This window comes from uncultured Ruegeria sp. (assembly GCF_947504215.1).
Taxonomy (GTDB): Bacteria; Pseudomonadota; Alphaproteobacteria; order Rhodobacterales; family Rhodobacteraceae; genus Ruegeria.
Genome location: NZ_CANNGO010000005.1, coordinates 217839 through 242720, shown reverse-complemented (window position 1 = coordinate 242720; position 24882 = coordinate 217839). Strand labels below are relative to the sequence as shown.

The 24882-nt window shown below is 58.5% G+C and carries 23 protein-coding genes; 14 read left to right on the top strand and 9 right to left on the bottom strand.

Annotated elements, in window-relative coordinates; all coding sequences use genetic code 11:
- Positions 1–11 precede the first annotated feature (11 nt).
- A complete protein-coding gene (locus Q1B21_RS11855) occupies positions 12–2345 on the top strand; it encodes an aldehyde dehydrogenase family protein (RefSeq protein ID WP_299889591.1) in 2334 nt (777 codons plus the stop codon).
- A gap of 25 nt (positions 2346–2370) precedes the next feature.
- Positions 2371–3180 (top strand): SDR family oxidoreductase, encoded by an 810-nt coding sequence (locus tag Q1B21_RS11850; protein ID WP_299889589.1) that lies wholly within the window; start codon positions 2371–2373, stop codon positions 3178–3180.
- A 21-nt stretch (positions 3181–3201) separates the two neighbouring features.
- Here Q1B21_RS11850 and Q1B21_RS11845 read toward each other — a convergent pair whose 3' ends face one another.
- The 7 genes from Q1B21_RS11845 to Q1B21_RS11815 all read right to left on the bottom strand — a co-directional run bounded on the left by Q1B21_RS11845 (position 3202) and on the right by Q1B21_RS11815 (position 11675).
- Positions 3202–4512: a pitrilysin family protein gene (locus Q1B21_RS11845; RefSeq protein ID WP_298934463.1), complete on the bottom strand. Its 1311-nt coding sequence runs from the start codon at positions 4510–4512 to the stop codon at positions 3202–3204.
- Positions 4509–5849 (bottom strand): pitrilysin family protein, encoded by a 1341-nt coding sequence (locus tag Q1B21_RS11840; protein WP_299079005.1) that lies wholly within the window; start codon positions 5847–5849, stop codon positions 4509–4511. Before Q1B21_RS11840 ends, Q1B21_RS11845 begins: the two co-directional genes overlap by 4 nt.
- Positions 5850–5930: 81 nt before the next feature.
- The gene (locus Q1B21_RS11835; protein ID WP_299079008.1) at positions 5931–6449 is read right to left on the bottom strand and encodes a DUF3035 domain-containing protein; all 519 of its coding nucleotides are present in this window, start codon (positions 6447–6449) and stop codon (positions 5931–5933) included.
- Between the two features lie 50 nt (positions 6450–6499).
- On the bottom strand, positions 6500–6976 hold the full coding sequence (lspA, locus tag Q1B21_RS11830; protein WP_299889586.1) for a signal peptidase II: 477 nt from the start codon (positions 6974–6976) through the stop codon (positions 6500–6502).
- Entirely contained in the window at positions 6976–8565 is a 1590-nt protein-coding gene (gene purH, locus Q1B21_RS11825) for a bifunctional phosphoribosylaminoimidazolecarboxamide formyltransferase/IMP cyclohydrolase (RefSeq protein ID WP_299889584.1), read from the bottom strand. The genes lspA and purH overlap by 1 nt, the downstream gene beginning before the upstream one ends.
- 22 nt (positions 8566–8587) lie before the next feature.
- Entirely contained in the window at positions 8588–10327 is a 1740-nt protein-coding gene (locus Q1B21_RS11820; RefSeq protein ID WP_299889583.1) for a heparinase II/III family protein, read from the bottom strand.
- An 88-nt stretch (positions 10328–10415) separates the two neighbouring features.
- Complete coding sequence (locus Q1B21_RS11815; RefSeq protein ID WP_299889581.1) at positions 10416–11675, bottom strand: transcription antitermination factor NusB; 1260 nt, start codon at positions 11673–11675, stop codon at positions 10416–10418.
- An 88-nt stretch (positions 11676–11763) separates the two neighbouring features.
- Here Q1B21_RS11815 and Q1B21_RS11810 point away from each other — a divergent pair, with 88 nt between their 5' ends.
- Positions 11764–11946, top strand: coding sequence for a DUF1674 domain-containing protein (locus Q1B21_RS11810; RefSeq protein ID WP_298934552.1), 183 nt, complete (start codon positions 11764–11766; stop codon positions 11944–11946).
- Positions 11947–11950: 4 nt separating this feature from the next.
- Here Q1B21_RS11810 and Q1B21_RS11805 read toward each other — a convergent pair whose 3' ends face one another.
- Positions 11951–12805, bottom strand: a complete 855-nt coding sequence (locus Q1B21_RS11805) for a LysR family transcriptional regulator (RefSeq protein WP_299889579.1) — start codon at positions 12803–12805, stop codon at positions 11951–11953.
- A gap of 99 nt (positions 12806–12904) precedes the next feature.
- Between Q1B21_RS11805 and Q1B21_RS11800 the strand changes: the two genes are divergently transcribed.
- The 3 genes from Q1B21_RS11800 to Q1B21_RS11790 all read left to right on the top strand — a co-directional run bounded on the left by Q1B21_RS11800 (position 12905) and on the right by Q1B21_RS11790 (position 15629).
- Complete coding sequence (locus Q1B21_RS11800) at positions 12905–14041, top strand: gamma-butyrobetaine dioxygenase (RefSeq protein WP_299889577.1); 1137 nt, start codon at positions 12905–12907, stop codon at positions 14039–14041.
- Positions 14038–14628 carry an HD domain-containing protein gene (locus Q1B21_RS11795; RefSeq protein ID WP_299889575.1) on the top strand — a complete coding sequence of 197 codons (591 nt, stop codon included), beginning with the start codon at positions 14038–14040 and terminating at the stop codon, positions 14626–14628. The genes Q1B21_RS11800 and Q1B21_RS11795 overlap by 4 nt, the downstream gene beginning before the upstream one ends.
- A 137-nt stretch (positions 14629–14765) precedes the next feature.
- A complete protein-coding gene (locus Q1B21_RS11790) occupies positions 14766–15629 on the top strand; it encodes a hypothetical protein (RefSeq protein ID WP_299889574.1) in 864 nt (287 codons plus the stop codon).
- A gap of 410 nt (positions 15630–16039) precedes the next feature.
- Here the strand turns inward: Q1B21_RS11790 and dapB are convergent, their stop codons facing one another.
- A complete protein-coding gene (gene dapB, locus Q1B21_RS11785) occupies positions 16040–16849 on the bottom strand; it encodes a 4-hydroxy-tetrahydrodipicolinate reductase (protein WP_298934452.1) in 810 nt (269 codons plus the stop codon).
- A gap of 93 nt (positions 16850–16942) precedes the next feature.
- On the opposite strand from dapB, the gene rbfA reads away from it, so the two are divergent.
- From rbfA to Q1B21_RS11745, 8 genes are all read left to right on the top strand, one after another.
- Complete coding sequence (gene rbfA, locus Q1B21_RS11780; protein ID WP_085822706.1) at positions 16943–17338, top strand: 30S ribosome-binding factor RbfA; 396 nt, start codon at positions 16943–16945, stop codon at positions 17336–17338.
- Positions 17335–18072 (top strand): phosphodiester glycosidase family protein, encoded by a 738-nt coding sequence (locus Q1B21_RS11775; protein ID WP_299889571.1) that lies wholly within the window; start codon positions 17335–17337, stop codon positions 18070–18072. Before rbfA ends, Q1B21_RS11775 begins: the two co-directional genes overlap by 4 nt.
- A gap of 60 nt (positions 18073–18132) precedes the next feature.
- The gene (truB, locus tag Q1B21_RS11770) at positions 18133–19038 is read left to right on the top strand and encodes a tRNA pseudouridine(55) synthase TruB (protein ID WP_299079045.1); all 906 of its coding nucleotides are present in this window, start codon (positions 18133–18135) and stop codon (positions 19036–19038) included.
- 21 nt (positions 19039–19059) lie between these two features.
- Positions 19060–19569: a DUF1643 domain-containing protein gene (locus Q1B21_RS11765; RefSeq protein WP_299889568.1), complete on the top strand. Its 510-nt coding sequence runs from the start codon at positions 19060–19062 to the stop codon at positions 19567–19569.
- 95 nt (positions 19570–19664) lie between these two features.
- Positions 19665–20687, top strand: a complete 1023-nt coding sequence (locus Q1B21_RS11760) for a calcium-binding protein (protein ID WP_299889566.1) — start codon at positions 19665–19667, stop codon at positions 20685–20687.
- 143 nt (positions 20688–20830) lie between these two features.
- On the top strand, positions 20831–21100 hold the full coding sequence (gene rpsO, locus Q1B21_RS11755; RefSeq protein ID WP_120634641.1) for a 30S ribosomal protein S15: 270 nt from the start codon (positions 20831–20833) through the stop codon (positions 21098–21100).
- A 232-nt stretch (positions 21101–21332) separates the two neighbouring features.
- A complete protein-coding gene (gene xrtT / locus Q1B21_RS11750) occupies positions 21333–22790 on the top strand; it encodes an exosortase T (RefSeq protein ID WP_299889564.1) in 1458 nt (485 codons plus the stop codon).
- Complete coding sequence (locus Q1B21_RS11745; RefSeq protein WP_299889562.1) at positions 22787–24874, top strand: VIT and VWA domain-containing protein; 2088 nt, start codon at positions 22787–22789, stop codon at positions 24872–24874. Before xrtT ends, Q1B21_RS11745 begins: the two co-directional genes overlap by 4 nt.
- The last annotated feature ends 8 nt before the right edge of the window (positions 24875–24882 follow it).

The window sequence follows — 24882 nt, the reverse complement described above, 5'->3', positions numbered from 1 at the left end:
AAGATGAAGCGATGACAGTCAAAGAGATTTTCGAAACCATGGAGTACGGCCCTGCCCCCGAAAGCGCCGCCGAGGCATTGGCCTGGCTGGTCGATCAGGGCGACAAGTTCGGGCATTACATCGATGGTGCCTTCACCAAACCGGGCAAAGGGTTCGAAAGCCGCAACCCAGCGACCGGAGAAGTTTTGGCCAAATTGAGCCAAGCCAAGCAGGCCGATGTGGACGCAGCCGTAGCCGCCGCCCGCAAGGCGCAACCGAAATGGGAGAAGCTGGGCGGCGCGGGTCGTGCACGATACCTTTATGGCATTGCGCGCCTGTTGCAGAAGCATTCCCGTCTGTTCGCGGTGCTTGAGAGTCTGGACAACGGCAAACCGATCCGTGAATCGCGTGATATCGATATCCCGCTGGCGCAGCGTCATTTCTCCTACCACGCGGGCATGGCGCAGCTGATGCGAAGCGAACTGCCCGATGCTGAGGCGTTGGGTGTCTGCGGGCAGATCATCCCCTGGAACTTCCCGCTGCTGATGCTAGCGTGGAAGATCGCCCCCGCTCTGGCAATGGGCAACACGGTGGTTCTGAAACCTGCCGAATATACTTCGCTAACCGCGCTGCTGTTTGCCGATATCTGCACACAGGCCGGGCTGCCCAAGGGCGTGGTCAACATTGTCACCGGTGACGGCGCGGTGGGTGAGATGATCGTGGCCTCGGACGTGGACAAGATCGCCTTTACCGGCTCGACCGTTGTGGGCCGCCGCATTCGGGAAGCGACTGGTGGCTCGGGCAAGGAACTGACGTTAGAGCTAGGCGGCAAGTCCGCCTATGTCGTCTTTGACGACGCCGATATCGATTCAGCAATCGAAGGGTTGGTCGACGCGATCTGGTTCAATCAGGGCCAGGTCTGCTGTGCAGGGTCTCGCCTGTTGGTGCAGGAAGGCATAGCGGACCGCTTCCACGACAAGCTGCGCGCGCGGATGGACACGCTACGTATTGGTGATCCGCTGGACAAATGCATCGACGTGGGCGCGGTTGTGGACCCGGTCCAGCTGCAGACCATCAAGGGACTGGTCGAAAGCAACACCGCTGGTCACGTGCATCAGGCAGCCTGCGAGCTGCCCGCGAATGGCTGCTATTATCCGCCGACGCTGATCTCGGGCCTCGAAACGTCCGACCCCCTGATGCAAGAGGAGATCTTTGGCCCAGTTCTGGTATCTTCAACCTTTCGCACGCCGGAAGAGGCGGTCGAGCTTGCCAACAACACCCGCTACGGGCTGGCCGCGACAGTCTGGACCGAGAATGTGAACCTTGCGCTGGACATCGCGCCAAAGCTGGTTGCGGGTGTGGTCTGGGTTAACGCCACCAATCTGTTCGATGCAGCTGCTGGGTTCGGCGGTGTGCGTGAAAGCGGCTTTGGCCGTGAAGGCGGTTGGGAGGGTCTGGCGGCCTACACAAAACCCAAAAGCAAGATCAAGCCGCTGGTAAAGGTCGAAGCGGCGACCGGCGAAGGCGCTCCGATCGATCCGATTGACCGTACCGCCAAAATGTATGTTAGCGGCAAACAAGCGCGACCCGATTCCGGTTATTCGAAGCCGATCTGGGGCAAGTCCGGCCTATTGGGTCATGTGGGCCTTGCCAACCGCAAAGACATTCGCAACGCGGTTGAGGCCGCAGCGGGCGCCAAAGGCTGGTCCAAAACCACCGGCCATCTGCGGGCACAGATCCTGTATTATATCGGCGAGAACCTCTCGGCCCGTGCGGATGAATTCGCAGCGCGTATCGACTCGATGATTGGCAAGAAGGACGGTGCGAAAGAGGTCGAGGCCTCGATCCAGCGCCTGTTCACCGCCGCCGCCTGGGCCGACAAGTATGACGGTCAGGTGCATGGCGTTCCAATCCGGGGCGTCGCCATTGCAATGAAAGAACCGGTCGGTGTAATCGGTGCCCTTTGTGCCGACGAAGCTCCGCTGCTGGGTCTTGTCTCGGCTATGGCCCCAGCGATTGCGATGGGCAACCGCGTGGTTCTGGCTGCGTCTGAGCCCTATCCGTTGGCAGCCACGGATTTCTACCAAATCCTCGAAACCTCGGACGTGCCTGCAGGTGTGGTCAACATCCTGACCGGCAGCCATGCGGAACTGGCGAAACCGCTGGCCTCGCACCTGAACGTGGATGCGGTCTGGTCGTTCTCGTCCACCGACCTGTCGAAGGAAATCGAGGTCGTATCCGCCGGGAACCTCAAGCGGACCTGGGTCAATAACGCGACGGCATTTGACTGGAGCATGGACCATTCGCGTCGCTTCCTTCAGGCTGCCACTGAAATCAAGAACATCTGGGTGCCCTACGGCGAGTAGGGCTCCCACAGTTTGGGAGGTCTACATGGACTTTGCAGGAAAAACCGTCATCGTGATCGGCGGCACAAGCGGTATCAACCGTGGTATTGCTGAGGCTTTTGCAGCCTCGGGTGCCAAACTGGCCGTCGCCAGTCGATCGCAGGAGAAAGTGGACGATACGGTCGCGGCCCTGAAAGCGGCCGGCGCGGCTGAGTCGATCGGTACCGCCTTTGATGTTCGCGACTCTGACGCGGTGGCTGCAGGTCTTAGACAATTCCATGAGGCTTTGGGCAATTTTGACGTGCTGGTGTCCGGCGCAGCCGGTAACTTCCCGGCACTCGCTGCCGAGATGTCGGTCAACGCGTTCAAGACGGTGATAGACATTGATCTGATGGGTACTATCCATGTGTTGAAAGGGGCCTATCCTTACCTGAAACGCCCGGGTGCCAGCATCATCAACATCTCGGCCCCGCAGTCTTATCTGCCTTATGAAGGCCAGGCCCATGTCTGCGCCGCCAAAGCGGGTGTGGACCAGATCACGCGTACTTTATCGATGGAATGGGGCGTCGAGGGCATCCGCGTGAACTCGGTTGTGCCCGGTTTCATCGAAGGCACTGAAGGCGCCAAACGTCTGGCACCCACACCCGATGCCGGAGAAGCGTTGCGCAAGGACGTCCCATTGGGCCGCTGGGGTCAACCGCAAGACGTTGCCAATGCCTGCCTGTTCCTCAGCTCGGACAGGGCCAGCTATATCAGCGGCACAGTGCTCGCCGTTGATGGTGCGTTGTATCAGCGAGGCTCAGGCAAGTTCGGCCAAATCATGGGTCAGATGCTGCGTGGCATGAAAAAGGGTTGAGCATCGCTCAACCCCCATCATTCAATTGGTGGTTTCCAAACCAACCGGCTTGCCAACAACCGTGAAATGCAGCCCGTCTGGGTCGAGCAACTCAGACGCGACGCGGTTCACTTCTTCCAGTGTTACCGCGTTCACCTTGTCGTTGCGTGTAGCGATATAGTCGATCGGCAGACCTTCCATCTGCATGCCAACCATGATCCCCGCGATCTGCGCGTTGCCATCGAACCGCAGCGGATAGGCGCCAGTCAGATAGGTCTTGGCATCATCCAGCTCTTTCTGCGTGACACCGTCCTCAGCAGCGCGGGCCCATTCGGCCCGGATAACTTCGACCGCTTCGGCGATCCGGTCATTGGCCGAAGATACCGAGCCTAGATAAACCGAAGCCAAATCCTTGGGCACCAGATACGTCCCCACACCGTAAGTCAGGCCGCGTTTTTCCCGAACCTCCTGCATCAGGCGACTTTCGAAACCGCCACCGCCCAGGATGTGGTTCAGGATGTAGGCGGCGAAGAAATCCGGATCATCACGGTCGATCCCTTTCTGGCCGAACAGGGCGACCGATTGCGGCGTATCAAAGTCGATAACGCTGACACCGCCTGAGATTGAAACCTCGGCCTTACCCGGGATCGGCTTGCCCGTCTCCGGCAGATCCGCAAGAAGCTGGTCGAGCAATACGCCCAATTCTTCTGCAGTGATATCGCCTACGGCACCGACAAACAGGCGGTCCTTGGCAAACACATTGTCATAAGCTGCCACCACGTCTTCGCGCGTCAAGCCCGCAACGCTGTCCAGATTTCCTTTGCCTTCGGACCCGTACGGGTGCTCTCCGTACGCCATTTTGGCGAAACTGCGCCCGGCAATGTCGTTCGGGTCGGTCTGATCCGATCTGAGGCCCGACAGGATCTGCGCCCGCACCCGATCCACCGCATCCTGATCAAACCGAGGCTGGTGAAGGGTGGTTTGCAACAATCCCACAACCTCGTCCCGGTTTTCGGTCAGAAACTGCGCGGAAATGGACACCGTATCGTCGCTGGCATTGTAGCCGAATGAAGCGGCCAGAGACTCAAGCTCCCGAGCATAAGAACGGGCATCCATGTCGCCAGCCCCTTCTTCGATCAACCCGCTCATGAGGTAAACCGCGCCGCGTTTGTCCGGATCATCCAGCGATGTTCCGCCCCGGAACCGCAATTCCAGAGCGGTGAACGGGATCGAATGGTCTTCGACCAGCCAAGCGGTGATGCCGCCGGGCGAGGTGACCTCTTTGATCTCGATCTCGGCCCAGGCGGGCAGCGCAAAAACAAGGACAATCAGAGTTGTGAAAAAGGCCTTCATTGCGTCACCTCGTCGTCGCGCATCAGCCAACCGGTGACGGATGCCTCGGGTTGCAGCACGTCGCGGGCAGCCGCGATGATCTCATCACTGGTGACGGCCTGCAGGATGTCTGGCCAAGCCTGAACATCTTCGACTGTCAAACCACTGGTCAATGCCCGGCCATAGCGATTGCCAATCCCATCCACATTGTCGCGCGCATAGGTCTGAGCAGCACGCAATTGCATCTTGATACGCTCCAGATCCTCTTCATTCACACCTTCGGCAATGAAATCGGCGACGGTCTGATCCATGGCATCTTCAGCCTCTTGCAGTGAAACGCCTTCGGCAGGTACGACCAAAAGATCAAACGTCGTGTCATCCAGAGATACGCCGCGATAAAACGCGCCAGCATAAACAACCTTCTGATCCTCGAACTGAAGTTTCTCATTCAGGTAAGAGGTCGTTCCGCCCCCCAAAAGCTCGGCCAGCAGATACAAAGCAGCGGCTTTTTCCTGCGCATCCGGGTCGCGTTCAGGCGCAAGATAGCTGCGCTGCACATAAGGCTGCGAAACGCGCGGGTCCTTGTAAGTCAACCGACGTTCGGTGGTTTGCGGCGGTTCCTGAGAGCGCACGCGTTCAGGCAAATCCGCGTTGGCAGGGATCACACCGTAATACTGGTCGGCCAAGGCGCGAACCTCGTCCGGGTCGACGTCTCCGGTCACGACCAGAATGGCGTTATTAGGCGCGTAATGGGTTTGGTAGAAGGACAGGGCGTCATCCATATCCAGCGTTTCCATCTCGTGCTTCCAGCCGATGATTGGCACGCCATACCGATGGTTGAGATATTGCGCCGCGCTCATCTGCTCACCAAACAAGGCGCGCGGATTGTTTTCAGTGCGCTGGTTGCGTTCTTCTAAAATCACATCGCGTTCGGTGAGGATGTCGTTTTCGGACAGGCGGATGTTACGCATCCGGTCCGCCTCCATCCGCATCATCAGTTCCAGACGATCTGCAGCGACGCGCTGAAAATAGGCGGTGTAATCGTATGAGGTAAATGCGTTGTCATTGCCACCGTTTGCCGCAACGGTGGCCGAAAATTCGCCCGGCGCCAGCGTATCGGTGCCTTTGAACAACAAATGTTCCAGAAAATGTGCCACGCCGGATGATCCGACAGGTTCATCAGCTGAACCAGCCCGATACCAGACCATATGCTGAACGACTGGCGCGCGGTGATCTTCGACCACCACAACGTCCATGCCGTTGTCTAGCGTAAATGTTGTGACCGCCTCTTGTCCGTCCTCGGCAAAAACCGGGGTGGCGGCAATCAGGGCGGCCGACAGTGTCAGGGCCCGAACCATGGGGCATCCTCCGTTTCGTTTCTGGGTTTCAAACTACGGTGGTGCGGCGCAGGTTCAAGGGAGATGACGGAAAGTTAAGAATTATTCATTCGCAGGCGGGGATGATGGTGTTTCCAAGCCAACGCCGCGGGCCGCCTCGGTTTCCTGAAACGGATCAATGGATTGACGTTCATAAACCTGGGCATAGCGATCAACCGGGAACAAGCGCAGGCCGGTCCAGCGACCACGTCGCTTGCGGAACGCATCATCCTCTTCCTGAACAACCTGCCGCGTGTTGGCGGGCACACCATAGCGGCTGGACGCCGTAACCAGCGCTGCATCAGAAGACGGAACAGAGGTGTTCGGGTTCAACGCCGCAGGATTCCCGCCCAATGCGGCAACTGCATCGGCATTGGGGTTGGGGTCCGTCAGGTTCCCGCCACCCGGCGTCGGCGCGGGCAGGAAAGCATAATCCTGCGGTTCCGTCAGCGGTTTGACCGGCAGCACCGAAAACTCATCCGGTCCCTGACCCGGAGGCTCGAGATCGCGCAAGCCAGGGTTGGAGCATCCCGCAACGGCGGCTGCAACAGTCAAAGCAAGTATCGCGCGCGGCATCCGCATTATCGTCTCCAGCCTGTTTTGTCAGCTTTTATCGCATATCAATCGGCGCGTCACGAGGGCTTTTTGCCATCGAACAAAACCAGACCAATTGCTCCAGCAAATATGAACACATCGGCCAGATTGAACACAAACGGATTGTTGATTCCACAGCAGGACATGTTCAGAAAATCCAGAACAAAGCCGTATAAGATGCGATCAATCACATTCCCCAACGCGCCGCCAATCAACAGACCGCCACATATCAGCATGAAGTTTGTCGCTGTCGAACGCCGCAACCAGATCATGACAGCGAAGCAGATGGCGATGGAAACACCAATCAATACCCAGCGGGACGCGTCACTGTCGCCCTGAAACAGGCCGAAATTGATCCCGCGATTCTCGCCGTACTTGAACACCAGAAGGGGCGGCAGCACATCGATGCCTCCCAGTTGATCAGCCACGCGCATCACATGAACGACCAGATACTTACTGACCTGGTCGATCACAAACGCGGCCAATCCGGCCCAGATCAACAGCCGATAACCCATCAGTGCCGGAAATGCCTCATGCCGGTGAAGACCATCGCTAATCCGGCCTCGTCAGCGGCGGCGATCACTTCGTCATCCCGCATCGAGCCGCCCGGCTGAATCACACAGGTCGCGCCGGCCTCGGCGGCCTCCATCAACCCGTCGGGGAAAGGGAAGAACGCATCCGAAGCCACGGCGGACCCGATTGTCAACGGCTGTGGCAAGTTAAGTACGTCGGCCATACGTTCGGCTTTTTTAGCAGCAATCAGGGCCGAATCGACGCGGCTCATTTGACCCGCGCCGACGCCCACAGTTGCGCCGTCTTTGACATAGACGATGGCATTGGACTTGACGTGTTTGGCTACTTTCCAGGCAAACAAAAGGTCGCTCATCTGCTCATCTGACGGGGCTTTCTTGGTGACAACCTTCAGGTCGTCCAGGCCAACAAAGCCATTGTCCTTGTCTTGCACCAAAAGGCCACCAGCCACCTGACGCACCGTCTTGCCGGCCGCAGTTACATCCGGCAGGGCTTCGGTCGTCAGCAGTCGTAAGTTCTTCTTAGCCGCAAAGATCGCTTTTGCCTCATCCGATGCGCCCGGGGCGATCACAACCTCGGTGAAAATGCCTGTGATTTCCTCTGCAGTTTCGGCGTCTAGTGGCTGGTTCAGCGCCACAATCCCACCAAAGGCCGAGGTGCGGTCACAGTCGAACGCAGCCTTGTAAGCCTCAATCAGCGTCGCGGCCTTGGCCACACCACATGGGTTGGCGTGTTTGATGATTGCACAAGCTGCACCCTGAGCGGGGTCGAACTCGGCCACCAGTTCAAACGCCGCATCGGTGTCGTTGATATTGTTGTAGCTCAGTTCCTTCCCCTGATGCTGGACAGCCGTGGCCACACCCGGACGGTCGGTGCCGTCGGTGTAGAACGCAGCCTGCTGATGGCTGTTCTCGCCATAACGAAGGGTCTGCTTCAACTCACCTGCAAAAGCGCGGCGTTTGGGCGCCTCAAGCCGCAGAGCGTCGGCCATCCAGTTCGATACAGCACTGTCATAAGCTGCCGTGCGGGCATAGGCCTTTTGGGCAAGCCACTGACGGAACCCTAGCGAGGTCTTGCCGTAATTCTCTTCCAACTGATCCAGCAGAGAGGAATAATCTTCGACATCCACCACCACGTTCACAAATGCATGGTTCTTGGACGCTGCGCGGATCATTGCCGGGCCGCCAATGTCGATGTTTTCGATGCATTCATCGTAGTCTGCACCTTTGGCGACGGTCGCCTCGAACGGGTAGAGGTTCACCACCAGAAGGTCGATTGCACCGATACCGTGTTCATTCATCGCAGCGACATGCGTATCATTGTCCCGCAGCGCCAGCAGGCCGCCATGTACCATGGGATGCAGCGTCTTGACCCGGCCATCCATCATCTCGGGGAAGCCGGTGATTTCGCTGACATCCTTGACCTCTAACCCTGCATCGCGCAGCGCCTTAGCGGTCCCGCCGGTCGACAGCAGCTCGATCCCGCGCTCGGCCAGCGCCTTTCCCAGCTCGATCAATCCGGTCTTGTCGGAAACGGAAAGCAACGCGCGGCGCACGGGGTGAAAGTCGGTCATGGGTCCAAGGGTCCTTTTGGCGTCAGTCGAATTCGGGCTCATCCCGGTGCAGATCGCGCACGGCATAGGCTGTATCCTGTGCCTTGCTCAGCGTCCACCCGATGCGCGTCGCATACTCCATCGCGCGCCCGGATAGAACGATCTGTTTTGTCGCGCGTGGCTTTAAACGTCCTTTTTCAAGATAAACGCTTGGTTCAACAGACAACTTTCCAACGCCATCATGGCGAAATACCCAGATCTCGCCACTTTTCAGTGCCATTGACACCGCCGCCCCGCCCAGATCGACCGCCGCGTCCACGTCAGGATGCAGATGAAACCGAATGTCAAAGGCAAGGCCTGACAGGCCAGATGCGTCTATGGCTTTGTCGAACTGCCGCTTTGCTTTGTCTGTCGCCGTCACCAAGATATCTTCGCCGGCCAGTTTGCGCCCGTCAAATCGTAGCTCGAATGTTCTGGCATGTGTAAGGCCAAAAACCTTTGCATACCCATCATGCCCGGCCATGAACCCGATCCCTTCGAACGCGTCGGCGAATTCGACCGGAACGTCCTCCGGCGCATCCATCAGCGCCTGGTGCTCGCTGCTTGCAACGGGATTGGCCAGCCGGGCACTGGAATAGCCATCTAGGCATAGCGTGGAATGCGAGGGGGTCGCCCGCCCGGCGCGACGCCACTCCACACCAAAACTCGCACCTGATCCGCAGTTCACGATCAATGGACGACGTCCGGATGTCAGTTCGAATGCCAGTGTCGAGGCGTGGGCATTCAGCGACGCTGCGCCGGAAGGTGGTGTGCTGGCATCGACGATGACTGTTGTTCGCGCAGCAGCGAGGCGGGCGTAGCCCAGCGGCAGTTCGGTCGCGGCCTTGAACTTCACACCGCTTTCGGCCAGAGCCTGTTCCAACCGGCCTTCAACCCCGCGCCCGCCACCGTGGAATCGTGCAAGTGCCCCGTCTGCATGACGCAAACTGCGCAAGGTCGGCGCGATCCGCTTGATGGCATTGGCTTGCGCTGCGGGCGTACCGCGTCCCAATTCATTCAACGCGGACGAAGTCCAGCTGAGCAGCGTGAACACTTCGAGCAGTTCTTCCGGGTTGCGCGTTGGAATGCCGCCGTGCTTGTCTACCTGCCTGTCGCATTCACGCGCCAGCGCACGCAGGGCCGGATCCGCCATCTGCTCAAGCCCTTCCAACGCAAGACTTGCCTGTACCAGACCCGCCAAGGCTTCGAACCGGGGCAGTCCCGGTGTCGCGGCATGCCAGCGTTTCGACAAAAACCAGGTTTGTTGTGCAAGCGCTCCGAAGAATTGATTGCTTTGTTTTTCGTCAACACCGCGCAGCAGAAAGATTGCGTGGTTGATCCAACGCATCACTCGCCGTCCGGTCAGATCAGGCTCCCAGCCGGGCCCGTGACCGCGACCATGCGCCTCGATCCAGCCCCAGACCCAGCGTTGTGCTTTTTCCCTTGCCCGCATGTCTCCAACAGCGGCCAGATCATCCAGCCACGCAAAACCGTGGCGTTCTTCATCAAATCCAGCGCTTGGGGCTGCGACGTCCCACAACCCTGTGTCTTGCGCTTCGACCAGATATCCGGCGAACAGAAGGTTACCGGCAACAAGCTGCCGTCCCCGCGCAAAGGCGCCAACACTGCGCGGTTCCGGCTGTGCCACAAAGCCCGTCACAGCCTTTTGCCGTTGGCTCAGGCGTGCATAGAAACGGTTCTGAAACCGCATCCATCGACTGGTCATGGTATCCGGATTTGACATGACGCTTGTTACTCTGCCCCTTGCGCTCTGCTGGCGCTTGAACCAACGATAGACCGCGCCGATCGTCAAGTCATCGAAAAGCGTGCGGTCAGGCGGATTTGTTCAGGCAGGCGATGTAGAACCCATCCATCCCGCCGTGATCGAGCCAATAATCCGGTCGCAGCCGCAGACCGCCTTCTTCGGTGATCCAGTCTTTTTCGATACCGGGTATGTTCAGCGCCGTGCGATCCACGCTCATGTCCGGATACTGCGGCAGCGCCTCTTCGATTTGAACTTCGCCTTCGTCAGGCAGCAGGGAGCATGTGCAATAGACCAGCCGCCCGCCGGGTTTTAGCAACGTCCAGGCATGTGCCAACATCCGGGACTGCAGATCGATCAAATCGCCGAATTCCGATCCATCCTTGGCGAACGGCAAATCGGGATGACGCCGGATCGTGCCCGTGGCAGAACAGGGCGAATCCAGCAAGATCGCATCATATTGTCCAGCATGATCCAGCGCATCGCCTGCAACCACCTGAGCGCTCAACCCGGTCCGAGCAAGGTTTTCTCGCACGCGTTCAATCCGCGCCTCTGAGATATCCAGCGCCGTGACCTCGGCGCCAGCTGCCGCCAGCTGCAGTGTCTTGCCCCCCGGCGCGGCACATAAGTCCAGCACTGTTTCGCCAACCTTCGGGGCCAGGATCTGAACCGGCAAAGCCGCCGCCGCATCCTGAACCCACCAGTCTCCGGAAATGTATCCCGGCAGGGCCGAGACTTGCCCTGCATTGATTAATCGCACCGATCCGGTTGGCAGCGTCTCACCAGCCGGAGCATCACGGCCCGGTTTCAAGGTCAGATCCAGTGGCGCACCCGCGAAGTGCGCTTGCTCCATGCCTCCAACAGCCTCGGGTCCCCAAGCTGCAACCAGTGGGTCGCGCAGCCACTCTGGTAGGCGCGGCACCCGCATTTTTGGCCAGGCTTCCGGCCCTTCAGCGGCAACTTTACGCAATACCGCGTTCACCAGCCCTTTCAACCGCCCGTGCTTGCGCGACCGTCCGATGATCTCGACCATCGAATTCACCACGCCATGCGCTGCCTCACCGTTGCAAAGCTCAACCGCACCAAGTCGCAAGGCGTTGTGCACGGTCAAAGCGGGAGCACGGTTCAGGTGATTTTCCAGCAGACGGTCGGCACGCTCTATCCCCCGCAGGGTCTCGAGCGCCAGCCGCTGCGCCCGGGCGCGGTCTTCCGGGGGCAAACGGTCCAGCGCACCCGCTACTAGGCATTCAGACAGCAACCGACCCTCACCCAGAATCTGATCCAGCAGGTAGATTGCGCTGCGCCGCGCTGCTGTTGCGCTGTTAGACATGGTACCGCCTTCATGTGACCTGGATCCGCATTGCCTTTGGCGGACGGGGGCGTATATCAAGGCGGTGGACGGAAAGGAACCCGATGTCATGAGTGACGACCCCAAAGACTTGCCCGCCGCCGCTCAGCGCGCCTTGGCCGAGGCTGAAGAGCGTCGCCGCAAAGCCAAAGCCCAGGCCAAGGAACTGCCCAAGGAACTGGGCGGACGTGATGGCCCGGACCCTGCCCGCTATGGCGATTGGGAGAAAAAAGGGCTGGCGATCGACTTCTGATCGGTCAACCGCGCAAGGCTTGCAGAAAATCATCAATCAGTGCGCGCTGCTTTTTGGATTTTGCCCGTTCCTCAGGCCAGGTCAGCCAATAGCCATCCTTGGTTTCTAAGTCCGGCAAGTCCAGCCTATGCAAGCGCCCAGCCTGTAAGCCATCCGAGGCCAACGGAACGGACCCCAGAGCCACACCCATCCCCAGCCGCGCCGCCGTCAATGCATGTTCCATCGAATCGAAACTGACGCTTGATTGCGGCAGCTCCGGCTGATCGGCCTTAACGGACCAGTCCTGCCACCCCGGCCTTTCCCCCCGTACGTCAATCAGCGGGGCACCCCAGCACACCCCCGCGGCGGCCATCGGCACCAACACTTCATCCGCGATCAATACTGCATCCCGGCCGGGCCAAGCACCGCGCCCGTAGCGGATTTGAAGCCACGTGCGTTCTTCGTCCAGCGACGACCGTCGCGCCACCGAGTCGGTCATTACCCGCACGTTGGGGCGCGTTTCCTGAAATCGCGCGAGACAGGGCAATACCAGCGCGTGAATGTGTGACGACAGCGCCGCCACTCGTAACGCGCGGGGCGATTTTCCGAACAACTCTTCAGTATTGCGCTCCAAGGCCTGCAGGCTGTCTTGCACCAACGGCAGATAGCTTTCGCCTTCAACGGTCAGCGACACGCCGCGCGCCTCGCGCACGAATAGGGACCGACCCAACCATGCCTCAAGATTGCCGATCCGCTGGCTGACTGCCGCTTGCGTCAGGCCGAACTCTCGCGCCGCTGCGGAGAATCCACCTAGCCGCCCGGCCGCCTCGAATACGCGCAGCCAGTCCAGCGGGGGCAGTCCAGTCTTTTTCCCAGCCATTAGATTTTCCATCCCTCAGCAGAAAGAAGGATTAATTGTCGTAATGCCACAAGGGACGTATTTGCTCAAGCAAAGCCCGCGCTGAACAGGAGATCCCCAATGCTGCGCTCCGCTACTTTTGATGCCTCGGTCGTGACTGTTGAATTCGACACCGATACCCAGGCTCGTTTCCACGCCATCTGGCTGCGCGACAACGCGCTTGACCCTGAAACCCGCGCACCCGGAAATGGCCAACGCCTGATCACAATCGGCGATATCCCAACCGATATTTCCGTCAGCGCCGCCACGATCAGCAATGGCGATCTGAGCGTCACGTTTCAACCCGAAGGCAAAACGGTCACCTTCCCTGCCGATTGGCTGGCCGCGCATAATTATGACTGGGACAGGGTGCAAAAAAACGGCTGGCTCACGCCCGGTCTGACCACGTGGCAACGTGGTTTTGACGCGCCCAGCGCCGACTGGTCCGACGTACACACCAACCCGACCGCCAAACGCGACTGGCTGGCCGCTGTTGCAGAGTTTGGATTTGCCAAGCTGACCGGCGGCCCCACCGATCCGGAGTCTCTGCTGCAGATGACCGATCTGTTCGGTTATGTGCGCGAAACCAACTATGGGCCCTATTTCGAAGTCCGGACCGAGGTGAACCCAACCAACCTAGCCTATACCGGCCTCGGGTTGCAGGCCCACACCGACAACCCCTATCGCGATCCGGTGCCAACTCTGCAGATCCTATACTGCCTTGAAAACTCGGCAGAAGGTGGCGATTCTATTGTCGTCGATGGCTTTCGCGCCGCCCAGCGCCTGCATGAGCTGAATCCCCAAGGGTTTGATCTGCTCGCAGGTTATCCCGCCCGTTTCGAATACAAGGGTTCGGGCGGTGTCTGCCTGCGCTCGCGGCGCCCTATGATCGAGCTTTCGCCTGACGGTGAGCTGATCGGCATCCGGTTCAACAACCGTTCATCCGCACCGTTTGTAGATGTGCCCTTCGATCAGATGCAGGCTTACTACGCCGCCTATCGCCAGTTGGGAGAGATTATCGACGACCCAAACATGGGCGTGTCGTTCAAGCTTGAACCGGGCGAAAGCTTCATCGTTGACAACACCCGTGTCTTGCACGCGCGATTGGGCTATTCCGGCTCGGGAACACGTTGGTTGCAGGGATGCTATGCCGATAAGGACGGGCTGCTGTCCACTCTAGCGGCAATGGAAACGACGCAGCCGGAGGCGGCGGAATGAAACCCGACTCTTCGACCCTGACCCGCGCCAATATCGTGGCCTTCATCGCAGATATCTTCGACCGTCGCGGCGGCGAGGAATATCTGGGCGAACCAGTGACCATGGCCGAACACATGCTGCAAGGTGCAACTATTGCCGAGCAGAATGGGATGCCCGAAGAGATCATTGTCGGTGCCCTGCTGCACGACATCGGGCATTTCACGTCCGAGTTCGGCACCTATCACCCGGACGATACCGAAGACCGCCATCACGAAGACGCAGGCGCAGATGTGCTAGAGCAGTTCTTTCCAACCGTCATCACCGATTGTTGCCGCTATCATGTCGCGGCCAAACGCTACCTGTGCGCCACCAAGCCTGAGTATTTCAGCCGTTTGTCCGAGGCATCGGTCCACACATTAGAGTTACAGGGCGGACCGATGAGCGCCGAGGAAGTGACCGAGTTCGAGGCAAATCCGAACCTGAAAGAGATCATTCAGGTGCGGTATCTGGACGAAGCTGGAAAACGCGCCAACATGGAGACCCCCGATTTTTCCCATTTTGCCCCTATAGTGCAGCGGATGGTCGATCGGCATTTGGGTGCCGCCTAAACGGGCCCGGTCAAAACCTGATCTGAAAACCGCGCCCTAGGCCTGCCAACGGGTTTTCAGAATTTCTTAACATCTGCTCCAATCTTCTGCGATAGTCTGAGATGGAACCGTAGATGCACTAAAAGAAGGGCCGCGACATGGAATTGAACCGACGCAGAGCTGTGCAATTGGGCACCGCAGCCACGCTTGGTGCAGTCCTTCCAGGCGTTACTAATGCAAATATCGATCCGAACCCGGACTTTGAGGCGGCGTTTGAGAGAACACTCGCCAGGCTCAAAGACGTGTTTTCAGATCTCGGTTTTGCTGAAACCCAGCCTTTGTCCATTGTCACCGGGGATGATGCTTACAATGGTGGGCTGAGACATGATTTTGACCAATCTGCCCTGCCAAACGAGGCCTTTGTTATTCAGCCCTTAGCCCGTGTTGGGGATATCGCGGAAAAGAGCCGTGCTGACATTCTGCCCCTGTTTCACGAAATCGGCTGTCACCTAGCCCGCGGCACGGATGGTCAGGTCGCCACACGCCTGATGGTGCGCATATTGACTGGCAACCTTGGTCTGGACCCCGCGCGCATTGCCTTTGTCAGTGTCCCGCAATCCACCGATATGCGACCTGTTCTGGACGAAATGGGCCTGCCCTTCCCAGAAAAAGTTCTGCTGCGGGACGATGTCGAAGCATTGGCCGCGCGCGATGCTTCGGGATATTTCTTTCCGGACCGCTTTGGCGAGGACTACCTCGTGACCATGGGTGTCTACTATCGCGCCGGCGAGACAGATGAGCCCGCGCCTGCCACCTATCCGCCATCACCCAACTGGACCGAGATCGGAGAAATTGTGATTGCAGGAGAGGTCGCACCCCTTGGCATATCCATCGGGGCCGAACGACTTACTTTTGCCCTGACAGGCCAGTACCCGACATGGGATCAGCGGCTGGGGCTGCTGTTCTCGAAGGTAGAACAGGACGGCGCGAAACCGCCCGGTCTGGCGGCCTTTAGAGGATAGAAACGCAATCTTACAATAGTGAACCGTAAACGAAATTGATTACTCTGTTTCTTATCATGATCGGATTTGTGGTTGTCATGACTCTCTCATCATGGGCCGCTATGATTCTTCTCGCTTCGATTTTCCCAATATTTAACTTCAAAGATGAATTTATTGATTTTTGGACCAAGGCACGGGGCATCCCTCCGACTCGCAGACGGCTTCTGCTCAATGCATATGGAGCGGCGAATTACTTTTTCATGGTTGAAAGATGCCATGACCCTCATATGCCCAATGCTATACCGCTAATCCCAAACGCAAAAATGTTTAGGCTACTATTGTTGCAGGGGGCATCACTCATAACAGCGATGCTCTTTTGGGTAATCGCATTTGTGATTTTTATTGTATTGGCTACATATCTCTAGGAGCGCTTACAGCCCCAATACATCCACCATGTCATACTGACCCGGAGCCTTGCCTTGCCCCCACAGCGCCGCCTTCAGCGCGCCGCGGGCAAAGATGGCGCGGTCGGTGGCCAGATGGCGCAGCACGATCCGTTCGCCCGGTGCAGCAAACAGAACATCATGCTCTCCGACAATGTCGCCACCGCGGATGGCGTGAAACCCGATGTCGCCGCGCTTGCGGGCTCCGGTCATCCCATCGCGACCCCGGTCCGACACATCGGCCAGATTAACGCCCCGCCCCTCGGCAGCCGCTTCGCCCAGCATCAGTGCCGTGCCTGACGGTGCATCAACCTTGTGGTGGTGATGACCTTCGATCACTTCGATATCAAAATCTTCATCCAGTGCGGCCGCGACCTTTTTGGTCAGCTGCACCAGCAAGTTGACCCCAAGACTCATATTCCCGGCCCGCACAATCACAGCGTGGCGCGAGGCTGGTTCCAGCGCGGCGATCTGTTCGTCCGTCATGCCAGTGGTGCCGATGACATGCACACAGCGCGCTTGCGCCGCCAGCGCCGCAAACTCCAGTGTCGCCTGAGGGGCGGTGAAATCGATCACCGCCTGTGCCTGTGCAAAAGCCTCAAGCGGATCGTCGGTCACAGTGATGCCCAGTGCCTGACCGCCTATAGCTTCGCCCACATCCTGACCGATCCAGTCATGCCCTTCGCGCTCGACTACTCCGGCCAGTCGCGCCCGGTCGCTGTCAGTCACGGTCTTGATCAACATCTGCCCCATACGGCCCGAAGCCCCTGTGATGACGATCCCCGGAATATGGGTCATTGCGCTGGTCCTTCTTGTCAAATTCGGCTCAAAGCCTCCTACCCGGTTCGGGGCCGCTTGGCAAAGCCCCGCTTTGCGCTTAGATCGGGGTTTATGGCTAAGAACAAATTCCACGATGGCCCCGGCCCGTCCCAACGACAGCTCCGTGTCGGCGAACTGATCCGCCGCACCCTGTCCGAAGTGTTGGCACGCGGAGATGTCCACGACCCCGACCTGAACCGCATGTCGATCACCGTAGGTGAAGTGCGCACCTCGCCCGATCTGAAGATCGCAACCGCCTATGTGCTGCCATTGGGTGGCAAAGGGCAGGAGGACGTGATTGAGCTGCTGGCCCGTAACAAACACGAATTGCGGCGCATGGTCGGCAAAAAGGTTGGTTTGAAATTCTCGCCCGATCTGCGGTTCCGGTTGGATGACACGTTCGACCGTCTGGATGACACTCGCCGGATGTTCGATCAGGACGCGGTGCGCCGCGATCTGGACGAGTGATCCGCACGCTTATAGTTCTGGGCGCTGTCTTCTGGGCGGCGCAAGCCTCGGCAGTCACCTGCGAAAAACTGACTCACGAGGATAAGCGGTACACCATCTGCGAGGTGGATGCCGCGACTGAAGACTTGCGCCTGTTCCTGAAGGACGAAAACGACGAACTGTTAGGGCATTTCTCATCCGTGAATGAAACGCTGGAGCCAACAGGTAAGCGCTTGGCCTTTGCAATGAATGCGGGCATGTATCACGACGACCGCTCGCCCGTCGGCCACTATGTCGAAGACGGGCAGGAGGTCATGCGCGTGATCTCAAATCCCGGTCCGGGTAATTTCGGCCTGCTGCCCAACGGTGTCTTCTGCATCCGAGAGGGCCGTGCCGATGTGTTCGAGACGCTGGATTTCATCGATCAAGCACCGGAATGCCGCTTCGCCAGCCAATCCGGCCCGATGCTGGTGATCGATGGAGAGCTTCACCCACGGTTCCTGCTCGATTCGACCTCTCGTTACATCCGCAATGGCGTTGGGACCAGCAAAGACGGAACGCGCGCGGTTTTTGCCATTTCAGAAGACTACGTGACCTTCCACGAGTTTGGCAGCCTGTTTCGAGACGTGCTGGAAACACCAAATGCGCTGTTCTTTGACGGCAATATCTCACGCGTTTACGACCGCGCTGCGAACCGTTCCGATGTTGGGTTTTCGCTGGGTCCGATTGTTGGCGTTGTCGAAGACGTGCCCTGAAATTGACAGGGCACATGTGATCCGATAGGTCGCGCGCCTCAGCAAGATTCAAGGTGCAAGATGGGACGCAAACGCAAGGGTCGCGACATTTCCGGTTGGCTGGTGGTGGACAAGCCTGCGGGCATGACCTCGACCGCCGTGGTCAATAAAGTGCGTTGGGCGATGGACGCCAAGAAGGCTGGACACGCTGGTACGCTGGATCCTGAAGCAACTGGCGTTCTGGCCGTGGCATTGGGCGAGGCCACGAAAACCGTTCCCTACATCACCGATGCCCTGAAAGCCTACACATTCACTGTTCGTCTGGGTCAGGCGACCAATACCGACGATGCCGAGGGCGAGGTGATTGCCGAAAGCGCGGCACGGCCTTCCGATGATGACATCAAGCAAGCCCTGTCGCCTTTCATAGGTGAAATCATGCAGGTTCCCCCAAAATTCTCCGCCGTAAAGATTGACGGCCAGCGCGCTTACAAGCTGGCCCGTGACGGAGAAGACGTGGAACTGACCGCCCGCCCCTTGTGGGTCGAAGAACTGGTGCTGGTCGACCGCCTTGATGACGATCATGTCGTTCTGGAAATGACCTGCGGCAAAGGCGGTTACGTCCGGTCCATCGCCCGTGATCTGGGCGCTGCGCTGGGATGCCACGGCCACGTCCGCGAGCTCCGCCGTATCTGGTCCGGCCCGTTCGAGGCCAAAGATGGTCTGAACATCGAGCAGATCGACGAGATGGCCAAAACCACCGCGCTGGACGAGTATCTTCATCCGCTGGAAACAGGCCTGACCGACCTACCCGAATTGAAGTGCACGCCCGAGGGCGCCACCCGTCTGCGCAATGGCAACCCAGGCATGGTTCTGGCCTCGGACGTGGAATATGGCGACGAAGCCTGGGCCTCGCTGGACGGTCAGGCCGTGGCGGTGGGTATCTACAAATCAGGCGAATTGCATCCCAGCCGGGTGTTCGTCAGCTGACAGCCGTGCTAGGCGAATCTCATGATTACCCGCACCCATACCAAGGGCGATGCGCCCTCAACCGCTGTCTATTCCGATTGCGAGAAATACCGCTATAGCCTGACCCGAGTTTGGGACCCGCAAGGTCGCAGAGCGTTGTTCGTGATGCTAAACCCATCCACGGCAACCGAGGTGCAGAATGACCCGACAGTGGAACGCTGCGAACGGCGGGCGCGGGCGCTTGGATTCGGGGCGTTTCAGGTCACCAATATCTTTGCTTGGCGCGATACCGATCCGCGCAAAATGCGCGCCGCAGCCGATCCGGTGGGACCGGAAAATGATACGGCTATTCTGGACGGTGTGCACTGGGCCGATCAGGTCATTGCCGCTTGGGGCACCCATGGCGCACATCTTGAGCGCGGCCCATCAGTTGAACAGTTGCTTCGCGGCACCAAACAGCCCTTGTTTCATCTGGGCCTGACCAAGGACGGGCACCCCAAACACCCTTTATACATAGCGTACACGCAGCAACCCGAGCCCTGGGAGTGGTGACAAAGAGTTAACCACAACCTCAGCCAGTCTTTGACCAAAGGCCTGAAGACATGGGATATTTCACCCTCGGGGCAGCACGCTTTCGGAGGGTTCAAATGTTTCTGGCCGGATTGCTTGGATTGGCCGCTGTAGGTGGCGCGGCTTACGCGATGAGCGATATGTTTCTCGCCGACGAAGATGGGGCAGAGGACTCACACGAAGATGATTTATCAGGAGACGTTTCCGAAGGGAACTTGCTTGAGGCCGGTGAGAACGTTGAGGAACCCGAAACATCCGAACCAGAAGACCCCTCGACTGGCGCTGTAATCTCAGAATTTGAAGGCGATCTTGTCATTGCCGGGACGGATGGTGTGGATGTCCTGACCGGGCGGGATGGCGACGATCAGATCAATGGATATGGGGGCGATGACGACATTTCCGGCAGCTGTGGTGACGACGTATTGCATGGAGGCGAGGGCGCTGACCTGATGTCAGGCGGGCACGGCGACGATGTCCTGCATGGCGACGCGGGTGATGATCTGTTGGTCGGCAATGACGGTGATGACAGTCTGTATGGTCACCTTGGCGAAGATGAGTTGGACGGCGGCGAAGGCGCAGATGCGCTTTATGGCGGACAGGGCAACGACAGTTTGGCTGGCGGTGCGGGGGATGACGCGCTGCATGGAGGTTTCGGCGATGACACCTTGGCCGGTGGCGCGGGCGCAGATGTAGTTTTTGGCGGTGATGGAAACGACGTTTTGTACGGCGATGATGCGAACGGCGCGCCGCAGGTCGATTTCCTGAATGGTGGCGCGGGCGATGATACGATTCTGGCCCAAGGCGGCGATGTCGCAACCGGTGGCGAGGGCAGTGACCATATCATATTGGACACTGATGAGGATGACGAAGAGGTCGCGGTCATGGGGTTCCAACCGGGTCAGGACAAGCTTTTGATCACATGGGACGATCCGATTGACCCGGATATCGAGATTGAAACCGATAACGAGAATGCCAATTTGACACGTGTCCTGGTCAACGGTCAGGAAGTGGCGCATCTGTACGGCGCGGAAGGCATAACAAGCACTGATATTCAGCTGATATCAGAGGCTGAACTAACGCAATACGGACAGACCGGCTGAGCCCGCAGAATCCTTTTGCTATTCCCTGTAAAAGCGCCTATACGCGCCCATCCGCATCGGAATCGGTGCGGTTTTCTCCATGGGCCTGTGCTGGACGACATCCCGGCCTGCGCCATTCACGCTAACCTTTAAAGGAGACCCCGATGTCGATTACTGCCGACGAAAAAGCACGCGTTATGAAAGAATTCGGCACCAAGGACGGCGACACCGGTTCGCCAGAAGTCCAGGTTGCCATCCTGACCTCGCGCATCACCACCCTGACCGAGCACTTCAAGACCCACAAGAAAGACAACCACGGTCGTCGCGGTCTGCTGAAGATGGTTGCCCAGCGTCGTAAGCTGCTGGACTACCTGAAGGGCAAAGAAGAAGCACGCTATCAGGACCTGATTAAAAAGCTGGGCATCCGCCGCTAAGCGCGTTTTGTACGAATTGTACAAGATCTGAGCCCCGCTTTGTAGAATCTGTACGCCCGCCATTTTGGCGGGCGTATTCTTTTACTCCTCCAAACGCACCAACTTCCGCGCGGCCCGACCGATTTCACGGGGTCGGTGAGCAAACTCAAAACACGCGAGATAACGCGTTTCTCATCAAAATCTGCACGACTCGGACCGGGGAAGTGCGCATCTGGTCGTCACACCAGACGACATGAGATATTTGAGCGTTGATACCCTTGCCTGGTCCGCGTTAGCCGCAGCATCACTCATTCTGGCGGCACAACCGCTGCAATGGCTTTTCCAAAGTTGGGTCAGCCCGGCCTACGGATCTTACGGCTATGTTTACGTCGTTCTGATCCTTGGTCTTGGCGTCGCCAGTTTACTGAGTGGCAAGCCCGTCGCAGCTGGTGCAAAAGCGCCCGTTTTACTGCTTCTGTTTCTGGCGGCGTTGGTCCGGTTGCTTGGGCAGGTTCTGGCCATCAACATCCTAAGCGCACTGGCCCTTGCAGTTGATGTGTTTGCGCTGGTTGGCCTTTTGCGGCTAAACCATAGACCCTTTGCGCCGTCACCTTTCTGGATGGCGGCGCTCTTTCTGTTTTCCTTGCCCACCGAGATGGTTTTGCAGCGCACGATGGGATTTCCGCTGCAAATGGTGTCGGCGGACCTATCCTGCAAAATACTTAAACCTCTGTTCTCCGAAGTGATCTGTGATGGTGTTCGGATCACGTTGGAACAACGCGACATTCTGGTGGACCTTCCATGTTCCGGCGCGTCAGGTTTGTTGCTGTCGCTGGCCTTTGTGGTGGCACAGAACGCAGTGATGCGTCCGTGTTGGCATGTGGGCATCCTCAGCCTTTTTGCCGTGCTTGTAAGCGCAACGATCGGCAACAGTTTGCGGATTTCGCTTTTGGCTGTTGGTCTTGCGCATGATCTGGATGTCATGTCCGAGCCAATGCATTCGGCCATCGGGTTGCTGACGCTTGGGCTAACAGTTCTGCCTTTTGCCCTATTCTACCGCCCCTACAGCTCCAATCCTGTCCGCCCCCAACCGCAAAGGCCCAAAACACCGGCTGTGCCGAAATGGATCCGAGCGTCAGCCTGCCTGGCCTGTCTTGCGGGCAGCTTGGGTATCATATCAACAAAAGCTGATCCGGTGGACGTTTCGGCATCGGTCACGCCGCCGATCCTTCCCAGTCAGGTTCAGGGGTTTGTGGCCGACGACGTCCCGCTGACAAGTATCGAGACGTCTTACTTCCAAACCTACGGCGGACAGGCGCGGAAAGTTCAGTTCGGTCCCTTGGGCTTGAACGTGGTCAGCACCCGCGCACCGCTGCGGCATCTGCATGCCCCGGAAATTTGCCTGCGCGGTCTGGGCTACGCGGTTCGTTTCCTCGGCACCCGCTACGAGGGCGTTCCCAGCGCCTACTACCAGGCCACCGGACCTGAGGGGGACCAGTGGTTGGTCGCCTTCAGCTACGTGGCGCAGTCCGGGCAGGTCACACCCAGCGTTGGCGAAGCGATCTGGCGCTGGATGAACGGATCCAACGGAACCTGGAGCAGCATTCAACGGATCACGCCATGGGCTTTGGACGCCAAACTACGCCGCGACCTGGACGCAGCGGCGCTTGCTGCGCTCGACATTCAAAACATCAAAGGAACCGACTTATGATACGTCAGATTGTGTCGCTCTCGTTTCTCATGTTGCCCGAGATTTGGGCATCACACCTTCACGCTCAGACCGCGGATGAGATTGCTGGTCGTGTCATCGGGACGAGCGCTTCCGGGCAAATGGACATGCCCCTGCTGAAATCGGACCTGAGTGTGGACATTCAGGGGGATCTGGCAACTGTTCAGGTTCGTCAGGTTTTTGCCAACCCGTCAGATGCACCGATGTCGGCGGAATACCTGTTTCCACTGAACCAAAAAGCCGCGATCTATGCCATGCAGATGCAGGTGGGCGAGGAGATGGTTGAGGCCCAGATCCAACACACGGCCGAGGCGGAAGAGACGTTCAAAAATGCGGAAGAATCTGGTAAGGCCGCAGCGCTTTTGACCCAGCACCGTCCCAATATGTTCACGCAGAACATCGCCAATCTGATGCCCGGGCAGCCCATCACCGTAACCCTGAGCTACGTTCAGGCGGTTCCTAAAATCGATGGCGCTTATGAACTTGTTCTGCCGCTAGTCGTCGGGCCCCGCTACGAAGGCAGCACCCCGGGATCCCCATCCGCCGAAGAATTCTATGGGTCCGACGATCTGGTGATTGATGCAAATGTCTCGAGTGGTGGTTGGCAGGTCGCCAAAGTGCCGGACTATCCACCAGTTGTGGGTCTGACGATCCCGGATGAGATCGACATGGACCGCGTGTCGCTAGACGTAACCCTTGAAGCCGCCATTCCGGTATCTAGCCTGACCAGCCCCACCCATGATCTTAAAACCGAGCAGGCAGAGAACTCGATTCAGGCAAGCTTTCTGTCCGGACGTGTCATCGACAACCGAGATGTGATCCTGCGCTATGAACTGGGTGGTGAAGATGTGACTGCGGGCGTCCTGTCCCATCATGATGCGCGTGGTGGTTTTGTATCCTTGATGATTGAACCCTCGAACATCCCCGACCCTGATCAGATCACCGCGCGCGAGCTTGTTTTTGTTCTGGATACATCCGGGTCCATGGGCGGTGCGCCGCTGGATGCCAGCAAACGGTTCATGCAAGCCGCCCTCAAGGGACTTCGGCCCGAGGACTACTTCCGCGTGATCCGGTTTTCCTCGGACGCATCTGAGTTCTCCACCGATGCGGTTCCTGCAACTGAGCGCAATACAAAGGCGGGGCTTCGGTTTGTGCGAAATCTGCGCGCCTCGGGCGGGACCGAGATTGACAATGCCATCCGCACCGCATTCGCAACACGGCGACCGGACAATACCTTGCGTGTCGTTGTTTTCCTGAGCGACGGCTATATCGGCGACGAAGCGACAGTGTTGCGCACGATCCGCAGGCAGATCGGCGACGCCCGCGTCTATGCCTTTGGTGTGGGGACAGCGGTCAACCGCTATCTGCTTGATGCCATGGCCGACGAAGGACGCGGCTATGCGCGCTATGTCGATCCGACAGATCGCGCTGACGATGTGGCCGAAACCCTTGCCCGCGATCTTATATCGCCGGTTCTGACGGATATCTCGATCGACTGGGGAGAACTGCAAGTCACCGACGTGGTCCCGCAGCGCGTCCCCGACCTATTTGATGGCGGATCGGTACGTGTGTTGGCCCGCTACAACGGCGGCGGACCGGCAAATGTGCAGATCAACGGTCTGGTACAAGGGCGCAAGGCTGCGATGCCCTTGTCGCTGAAGTTACCGGCGGAATCCGACTCTGAAGACGATCAGTCGGAAGGTGCCTCTATCCCGCTAACCTGGGCCCGGTCACGCATTGCGGATCTGGAGCGCGCTATCGCGGTGCAAGCTGGTGACAAGGACACATTGAAGACGCAAATTGCCGATCTGGGGATGCGATTCAACCTGCAAACGCGGTACACATCCTTTGTCGCCGTCTCGAAAACCATCGTTAACGAAAGCGGCTTGCCAGCCCAGAAAACTGCCGTGCCTTTGCCTCAGGTCGCGGGTGTTAGTGCTGCAGCCTACCCCAAGACCGGGTTCAGCGGGTCCTCGACCCCTGAGCCGCAAACACTGTTTGGCATATTGACCCTTCTGGCCCTTGCGACCCTGCGCCTGACCGGTCTGCGGAGGAAACCGGCATGAGGGGGGTT

Bases quoted from the DNA above. Each gene is read 5' to 3' on its own strand.
- Q1B21_RS11855 (WP_299889591.1), top strand. From the start codon at position 12: ATGACAGTCAAAGAGATTTTCGAAACCATGGAGTACGGCCCTGCCCCC.
- Q1B21_RS11850 (WP_299889589.1), top strand. From the start codon at position 2,371: ATGGACTTTGCAGGAAAAACCGTCATCGTGATCGGCGGCACAAGCGGT.
- Q1B21_RS11845 (WP_298934463.1), bottom strand. From the start codon at position 4,512: ATGAAGGCCTTTTTCACAACTCTGATTGTCCTTGTTTTTGCGCTGCCC.
- Q1B21_RS11840 (WP_299079005.1), bottom strand. From the start codon at position 5,849: ATGGTTCGGGCCCTGACACTGTCGGCCGCCCTGATTGCCGCCACCCCG.
- Q1B21_RS11835 (WP_299079008.1), bottom strand. From the start codon at position 6,449: ATGCGGATGCCGCGCGCGATACTTGCTTTGACTGTTGCAGCCGCCGTT.
- lspA (WP_299889586.1), bottom strand. From the start codon at position 6,976: ATGGGTTATCGGCTGTTGATCTGGGCCGGATTGGCCGCGTTTGTGATC.
- purH (WP_299889584.1), bottom strand. From the start codon at position 8,565: ATGACCGACTTTCACCCCGTGCGCCGCGCGTTGCTTTCCGTTTCCGAC.
- Q1B21_RS11820 (WP_299889583.1), bottom strand. From the start codon at position 10,327: ATGTCAAATCCGGATACCATGACCAGTCGATGGATGCGGTTTCAGAAC.
- Q1B21_RS11815 (WP_299889581.1), bottom strand. From the start codon at position 11,675: ATGTCTAACAGCGCAACAGCAGCGCGGCGCAGCGCAATCTACCTGCTG.
- Q1B21_RS11810 (WP_298934552.1), top strand. From the start codon at position 11,764: ATGAGTGACGACCCCAAAGACTTGCCCGCCGCCGCTCAGCGCGCCTTG.
- Q1B21_RS11805 (WP_299889579.1), bottom strand. From the start codon at position 12,805: ATGGCTGGGAAAAAGACTGGACTGCCCCCGCTGGACTGGCTGCGCGTA.
- Q1B21_RS11800 (WP_299889577.1), top strand. From the start codon at position 12,905: ATGCTGCGCTCCGCTACTTTTGATGCCTCGGTCGTGACTGTTGAATTC.
- Q1B21_RS11795 (WP_299889575.1), top strand. From the start codon at position 14,038: ATGAAACCCGACTCTTCGACCCTGACCCGCGCCAATATCGTGGCCTTC.
- Q1B21_RS11790 (WP_299889574.1), top strand. From the start codon at position 14,766: ATGGAATTGAACCGACGCAGAGCTGTGCAATTGGGCACCGCAGCCACG.
- dapB (WP_298934452.1), bottom strand. From the start codon at position 16,849: ATGACCCATATTCCGGGGATCGTCATCACAGGGGCTTCGGGCCGTATG.
- rbfA (WP_085822706.1), top strand. From the start codon at position 16,943: ATGGCTAAGAACAAATTCCACGATGGCCCCGGCCCGTCCCAACGACAG.
- truB (WP_299079045.1), top strand. From the start codon at position 18,133: ATGGGACGCAAACGCAAGGGTCGCGACATTTCCGGTTGGCTGGTGGTG.
- Q1B21_RS11765 (WP_299889568.1), top strand. From the start codon at position 19,060: ATGATTACCCGCACCCATACCAAGGGCGATGCGCCCTCAACCGCTGTC.
- Q1B21_RS11760 (WP_299889566.1), top strand. From the start codon at position 19,665: ATGTTTCTGGCCGGATTGCTTGGATTGGCCGCTGTAGGTGGCGCGGCT.
- rpsO (WP_120634641.1), top strand. From the start codon at position 20,831: ATGTCGATTACTGCCGACGAAAAAGCACGCGTTATGAAAGAATTCGGC.
- xrtT (WP_299889564.1), top strand. From the start codon at position 21,333: ATGAGATATTTGAGCGTTGATACCCTTGCCTGGTCCGCGTTAGCCGCA.
- Q1B21_RS11745 (WP_299889562.1), top strand. From the start codon at position 22,787: ATGATACGTCAGATTGTGTCGCTCTCGTTTCTCATGTTGCCCGAGATT.